The sequence below is a fragment of the Nostoc sp. NOS(2021) genome (genome assembly GCF_017115025.1).
GTDB lineage: Bacteria > Cyanobacteriota > Cyanobacteriia > Cyanobacteriales > Nostocaceae > Nostoc.
The window spans coordinates 1-6,969 of record NZ_JABXKM010000335.1; the positions used below are offsets into that span (position 1 = coordinate 1).

Sequence of the window (6,969 nt, forward strand, 5' to 3'; positions counted from 1 at the left end):
CTGGGTTGAAAGTCTGTTTGTATATAGGTTTTATCATCAGTTAATGTCCTAACCTTCTTGTCCGTTGCTATAAGTAAAAGGCTAGAAAAACATAAATTATTATGTCTCTCTAGCCTGGGGAACGCATAAATCATATTTAAGATTTTCAAATAAAATATGTAATAATACTTATACTATTTATTAATAATGTGAATTTATTACCTCTAATCTCTCTGTGTTCGATAATCACAGAATAAATGTTTTGAACCAAGTCTTGCTTCACCCGATCAGAGTAATTATTGATTACCCAGATGGTTCACCCGATTGGAGGAAGACGAATGATGAACATAACCTCAGATTGATAAGATGAGGAAAAAGTAAAGATTTGTGCTATGACTATTGTTGACATTGCTTCTCCCCTAATTACGATCGCAGGACAAACCCGCCAAGCTGCAAGTAAGCTAGCGATTCTCTCCACTGAGGCAAAAAATCAAGCACTTGTGGCGATCGCTCAAGCTTTAGAATCAGCTAAGGATGAAATTTTACAAGCAAATGTTGCTGATTGTGAAGCTGCTACTTCGGTGGGAATTCCCAAACCACTTTATAAGCGCTTGCAGTTGGATGAACATGAATTAAGAGATGCGATCGCTGGGGTACGAGATGTTGGTAAACTAGATGATCCTATCGGTAAAGTACAGATTCACCGCGAACTTGATACTGGTTTGACTCTCAAGCGGATTACTTGTCCTTTAGGGGTTTTGGGGATTATTTTTGAAGCCCGTCCAGAGGCGGCGATTCAAATTGTTTCCTTGGCGATCAAATCGGGTAATGGTGTCATTCTCAAAGGTGGAAAGGAAGCGGTACGTTCTTGTGAAGCGATCGTTAAGGCAATTAAACAGGGATTATCTCAAACTGCTGTTAACCCTGATGCGGTACAGTTGCTCACAACTAGAGAAGAAACCTTAGAACTTTTGAAGTTAGATAAATATGTGGATTTAATTATTCCTAGAGGTTCTAATTCTTTTGTGCGCTTCGTGCAGGACAATACACGCATTCCGGTATTAGGTCACGCCGATGGGATTTGCCATCTTTATATAGATAGAGCCGCTGATCTTTCTAAAGCAGTTCCGATTACAGTCGATGCCAAAGCGCAATATCCTGCTGTTTGTAATGCAATTGAAACTTTGCTAGTTCACCAATCGATTGCTACAGAATTTTTACCAAAAGCTGCTGATGCTTTGCAAGAACGCCATGTGGAATTAAGAGGTGATAAACGCACCTTGGAAATTTTACCTAATATCAAAACTGCAACAAAAACCGATTGGGAAACAGAATATAACGATTTTATTTTGTCCATAAAGATTGTAGACTCTATAGAAGATGCGATCGCCCATATTAACGAATATGGTTCTCGTCATACCGATGCCATTATCTCTGAAGATTTAGTATCTGTCGAAACTTTCTTTGGACTAGTCAATTCAGCTAATATATTCCACAATTGTTCCACCCGATTTTCTGATGGCTTCCGCTATGGTTTCGGTGCAGAAGTAGGAGTTAGTACACAACAAATGCCTCCCCGCGGCCCCGTTGGTTTAGAAGGATTAGTCACATACAAATATCAAATGACTGGCGATGGTCATATTGTAGCTACTTACACGGGGGCGAATGCTAAGGCTTTTACTCATCAGGATTTTGTGTAAAGTATTCTCACATATAGGACTCATGTCTGATTTTTGAACAAGATTTCAAATGAAACCCCGATAAAACGGGCTTTTCAGTCTCAGTATGTTTTCAAAAATCAAATCGGAGTCCTATAGTAGGGCCAGTTACAAAAAAGTAGATTTCGCATGAGTAGCAAAACATCCAAGGTCAGTATTATTGGTGCGGGTAATGTGGGTGCAGACGTAGCAAATGCTTTAGTGCTACTCGGTAAATGTGTAACAGTCGTCCTTTTTGACCGAACTTTATCAAAAGCTGAGGGGCAAGCATGGGATATTGAAGACACCATTCCCCTACTTCAAGAGATGGAAATTATACCATCAAATCAATATGAAGATTTAGCAGATTCTGATATCATTGTCGTGACTGTTGGGGTGCAGCAGAAACAAGGACAGACCCGATTAGATACGTTGAGCGACAATGCACAGATCATGCGTTCGACGATAAAAGAATTGGATCGAGTTGCACCGAATTCAATCGTACTTATCGTTAGTAATCCAGTGGATGTACTAACACGGATTGCGATCGCCACTTCCACTAGAGCAGAAAACCTAATTTTGGGTTCGGGAACCGTTCTTGATACTGCTAGACTGAGATATCAACTCGGTAAGCGACTGAATGTTGGTAAACAAGACGTTCATGTTTATGTGATTGGAGAGCATGGAGACAGTGAATTTATCGTTTGGTCTAGTGCATTTATTGGGGGAATTCCGTTAACTGAATTTCCCATACCACAAGGAGCAACGCTGGAACAAATTCAGCAAGAGTACGCAGAGTTAACCCGTAAGCGAGGCCATAACATTTTTGAACGTAAAGGAAATACTAGCTATGGCATATCAACAGTAGTTTGTCAGTTAGTTGATACCATCCTGCGAGATGAAAAGCAGATATTTCCAGTATCGGTGAGAGCAGATTCTAACTATGGAGTTGGCAGTGAAGTTGTTCTTGGACTTCCATGTATCATTAGCTCCCAAGGTATTGAGCGCCAACTGGTGTTACCAAGAAATGCTGATGAACAACGTTTATTAGAAGAGTCAGCCACCAAACTGAATGAAGCCTACAATTCGGGAGCATAATTAAAATCAACTCACATAGCCTGTCTAAAAATGTGCTTTTTTGAATATGTATAAGGGCTTGCAGGATGATAAAAAGGGCTAGGATGCAGATCAAATAAGCCTCATCGCCCTTTATCCTTGTTGATAGTTGTGGATTAACACGACATTTGTCATCGTTACCCACGAGATATGCAACGCGGTAAGTAAAAAAAGTAAACATATTATTTGTCGTCAATCGCGTGGATTTAAACTATTACCCAAGCACCTCAAACAACCAAGTCAGCAGTATAACAAATAGCTGCACCCGACCCAAGCAAATTTTAGTGATTGAGTGTTCCAAAATCATCGGCGGCTGAAAAATTAGCCATTAAACTAACGCTTTAAGTAACGCCTGAAGTTTAAGTTGCACCTCTGCAAACTCTTTGCGAGGATCAGATCCCGCAACGATACCAGCACCAGCATACAATCTCGCGCGATCGCCATCAATTAATGCTGAACGAATTCCTACAATAAACTCGCAGTTTCCCTGAGAATCTATCCAACCCAGAGGTGCAGCATATAAACCTCTCTCAAAGCTTTCATAACGACGAATTTCGGCACAAGCAACATCTCGTGATGCACCAGCAACGGCTGGTGTAGGATGCAATTGTCCGACAATCTTTAATGGATGTATGTTAGCAGGAACTGTAGCACTTATTGGTGTCCATAAATGCTGGATGTTAGATAATTGTCGTAGGCGGGGTGCTAATATTTGAGGTGATAAACCTAGCTGAAATAGAAGTTGAGTTATAAAATCAAGTACTAGCGAATGTTCATGCTTTTCTTTTTCACTATTTAGTAAGCGATTGGCATTAGCTGCATCTTCAGCAGGGGTTTTACCTCGTGGTGCAGAACCAGCCAAAGCATCAGTGATTAACTGTTGATTATTAATACTAATTAATCTTTCTGGACTTGCACCAATAAAGTTTTGTCCTTTGCCATTACTTGTAGAAAAAATATAACAGTTAGGATGTATTTGTCTAAGATTATTTAAGGATTTAACTAAGTCAAAGTGTTTGCTTGACTTTACATCTAATATATCTGCTAATACAATCTTACTTAAATGACTAGACCGAATTTTTTCCAAAACAGATACTACTGAACGTTTAAATTGAGCAGAATTTGTGACGGATTTTTTGTAGAAGTTTGCTGAGAAACAATCAATATTAGCAGAGTAGTATTCTAAAGATTGGATAAATTCAATTTTATTTTGCACATTTTCCAACAATGTTTGAATATTTACATTTGCATTGATAATTATATTTGTTACTAATATACAACGCTGATTTTTTACAGCTACTTGCCAACGTGGAAGAAAGATGGTAGCAGATGGAAAGGGATAATCTAGTTGGGTATTTTTATCAAAAAAACTGAAATAACAAAAAAAGTGAGGCCCAGAAAAAGGTTGGTTAACGTTACCAAAATTAATTATACTTTTTAGACAAGATTTGATAAAATATTCTGCTTGACTAAAACGGTCTGCGCCATCAATCTGTAATTTTGCTACAGCATCAATTGCCGCGATCGCTTCTCCTTTACCTCTGTCCTCAAAGTAAAAATTTATTTCATTTGCTTGTGTAAGTTTATCCAATACAAGTAAAGGGTCAACTAAATCGATCTCTTGGGAGATACTGACAATTTGCCTACAATTATTGTTGAGGCACTTTTCTTGCACTGCTACCAGAAATTGATATAAATCTTTGTGCTGTACAAAGAAGTTGCTACGACATGGTGAAACTGTCATGGATCTATAGTAAATTTTTTTTAAGTTAACTTCCTAAAGTCTAATTAATCGTGGTCGTATTTCTACAGGTAACATATTAAGTTATCATTTCACCAGCGTAGGATTTGCCTTGTTCGTGGTGTTCCTAGACCCTGACAAGCCAGTTCCAGCCTTGGGCTGCAACCGTGAGGGTGGAGTGTTAACAACGCAAGGTTAACGAGCCACAGTAAAAGTGGCAGTTGTTTTTAGCTGATGAATATCTAGCGTCTCTTTAAATCATAAAATCTCAAGTGTGAGTAATATCCCGGCAATTTAATTAATCACGACTAATGACTACCAAGCAGATTTTATATCCCAACACTAAGTTATGGATGGCAGCGATTAAACCGCCAATGTACAGCGTTGCCATTATGCCCATTTGGGTAGGAACAGCAGTAGCATTTGCCGAAACTAACATTTTTAATGGTGTAGTATTTTCTACTTTTGTAACTGCGGCAATCTTAATTCTTGCCTGGGAAAATATCACTAATGATGTCTTTGATTCCGAAACAGGTATTGATCAAAATAAGCACCATTCACTGGTGAACTTAACAGGCAATAAGCCATTAATATTTTGGATAGGAAATTTGTGTTTAGGTTTGGGGTTGCTGGGCATACTAGCGATCGCCTTTTGGCAACAAGACCTAACTGTTATCGGTATAATTTTGCTGTGCTGCGGTTTAGGCTATATGTACCAAGGGCCTCCCTTTCGCTTAGGATATCAGGGTTTAGGCGAGATTCTTTGCTTTTTTGCCTTTGGCCCCTTAGCAGTGGAGGCAGCCTACTACAGCCAAACCCAAACTTGGTCAATAACGAGTTTAGCAGCTTCAGTGATTGTTGGGATTGCCACAACCTTAATTTTGTTTTGCTCACACTTTCACCAAGTTAAGGATGACATCGCCGCAGGTAAGCGATCGCCTATCGTCCGTCTAGGAACCCAAAAAGGTGCCCAACTCCTAGTTTGGTTTACTGCTAGTATTTATCCCCTCACCTTGCTGTTTGTGCTATTGGGGATTTCTCCAGCTTGGACATTGCTGAGTTGGGTAAGTTTACCTTTTGCTGTTAAATTATGCCGCCATGTCCAAGAAAATCATAACCAGCCGGACAAAGTTAGTAACTGTAAATTCATCGCCGTAGCCGTGCATTTCTGGGCTTGCTTGCTGTTCGGTTTAGGATTTATGCTTTAGCAATTACTAATTGAACGCGATGTGCAACTTATTCTTAGAACCCCGCTTCCATTCCTCTCCCCCACAGGGAGAGAGGCTTTGATTCTTCCTCTCCAACGCTAGTAGGGAAGGGGCTGGGGGTTAGGTTTGAAAGAAAGTTACACACGGCGTTAATTGATGCGTTATCAATTTAAATTTCGTCCTTATCAGCGAAGATTTTTGCGATCGCTTACCACTAATCATGGTAAATGGGATATTCGTGAGGGCATTATCCTCCATCTCACCGATGAATCAGGTAAAGTCGGCTGGGGAGAAATCGCCCCCATTAGCTGGTTTGGTTCCGAAACCCTAGAACAAGCCTTAGATTTTTGTCGCCAACTCCCAGGAGAAATCACAGACGAGATAATTTTCTCCATCCCAGATGAGTTACCAGCTTGTCAATTTGGCTTTGAGTCAGCGCAAGAGTGGAGAATTGAATTCTTTTCAATGCCCCATACCCAATCTTTCAGTGCCTTACTACCAGCTGGGGAAGTGGCTTTAAATCAATGGGAAACTTTGTGGCAGCAGGGATATCGCACGTTTAAGTGGAAAATTGGAGTGTATGCGATCGCTGATGAACTAGAAATTTTTGAGTCACTGATACACACCTTACCAGCCTTTACCAAACTGCGACTAGATGCCAACGGTGGACTCAGCTATGAGGAAGCAAACTTATGGCTGTGGACTTGCGACAATCTCAAAGCAAATGGAGAACTAGCCCCAGAAATTGAATTTATCGAACAACCGCTACCTGTTGAGCAATTTCAGCAGATGTTGGAATTGAGTATGAGTTATGAAACTGCGATCGCTTTAGATGAATCTGTTGCCACACTTGGGCAACTCGCTGCTTGTTATCAACAAGGTTGGCGAGGAATTTTTGTGATCAAGCCTGGGATAGTTGGATCACCATCTCGTCTGAGAAAGTTTTGCCACCAGCATCAAATTGATACTGTATTTTCATCAGTATTTGAAACTGCGATCGCAAGACTTGCAGCACTCCAGCTAGCAGCAGAATTATCCCGAAACAACAGGGCAATTGGTTTTGGCATCGACCATTTTTTTGAACAAGAAGATACGTGGCTTCAAAGTTTATGGAACGACCTTTAGACTGTCTTAATAACCTTGCTCAAGATGATTGGCTTATCGGTTACAACAGCCGTCAATTTAATCAAATAGCTCAGGAATTATATTTAGAACTAACACATTTATC

Annotated in this window: 4 protein-coding genes and 1 pseudogene; 4 read left to right on the plus strand and 1 reads right to left on the minus strand. The window is 40.1% G+C overall.

Annotated elements, in window-relative coordinates:
* Positions 1-371 precede the first annotated feature (371 nt).
* Together HWQ41_RS32725 and HWQ41_RS32730 are read left to right on the plus strand one after the other, a co-directional pair.
* Positions 372-1,679, plus strand: coding sequence for a glutamate-5-semialdehyde dehydrogenase (locus HWQ41_RS32725; RefSeq protein ID WP_292772176.1), 1,308 nt, complete (start codon positions 372-374; stop codon positions 1,677-1,679).
* A gap of 141 nt (positions 1,680-1,820) precedes the next feature.
* A pseudogene (locus HWQ41_RS32730) lies at positions 1,821-2,774 on the plus strand (L-lactate dehydrogenase); the annotation flags it as partial.
* A gap of 346 nt (positions 2,775-3,120) precedes the next feature.
* On the opposite strand, the gene HWQ41_RS32735 reads toward HWQ41_RS32730, so the two are convergent.
* On the minus strand, positions 3,121-4,536 hold the full coding sequence (locus tag HWQ41_RS32735) for an isochorismate synthase MenF (protein WP_292772177.1): 1,416 nt from the start codon (positions 4,534-4,536) through the stop codon (positions 3,121-3,123).
* 308 nt (positions 4,537-4,844) lie between these two features.
* Here HWQ41_RS32735 and menA point away from each other — a divergent pair, with 308 nt between their 5' ends.
* Together menA and HWQ41_RS32745 are read left to right on the plus strand one after the other, a co-directional pair.
* A complete protein-coding gene (gene menA, locus HWQ41_RS32740; RefSeq protein ID WP_292772178.1) occupies positions 4,845-5,741 on the plus strand; it encodes a 2-carboxy-1,4-naphthoquinone phytyltransferase in 897 nt (298 codons plus the stop codon).
* A 156-nt stretch (positions 5,742-5,897) separates the two neighbouring features.
* Positions 5,898-6,866, plus strand: a complete 969-nt coding sequence (locus HWQ41_RS32745) for an o-succinylbenzoate synthase (protein WP_292772179.1) — start codon at positions 5,898-5,900, stop codon at positions 6,864-6,866.
* Positions 6,867-6,969 lie beyond the last annotated feature (103 nt).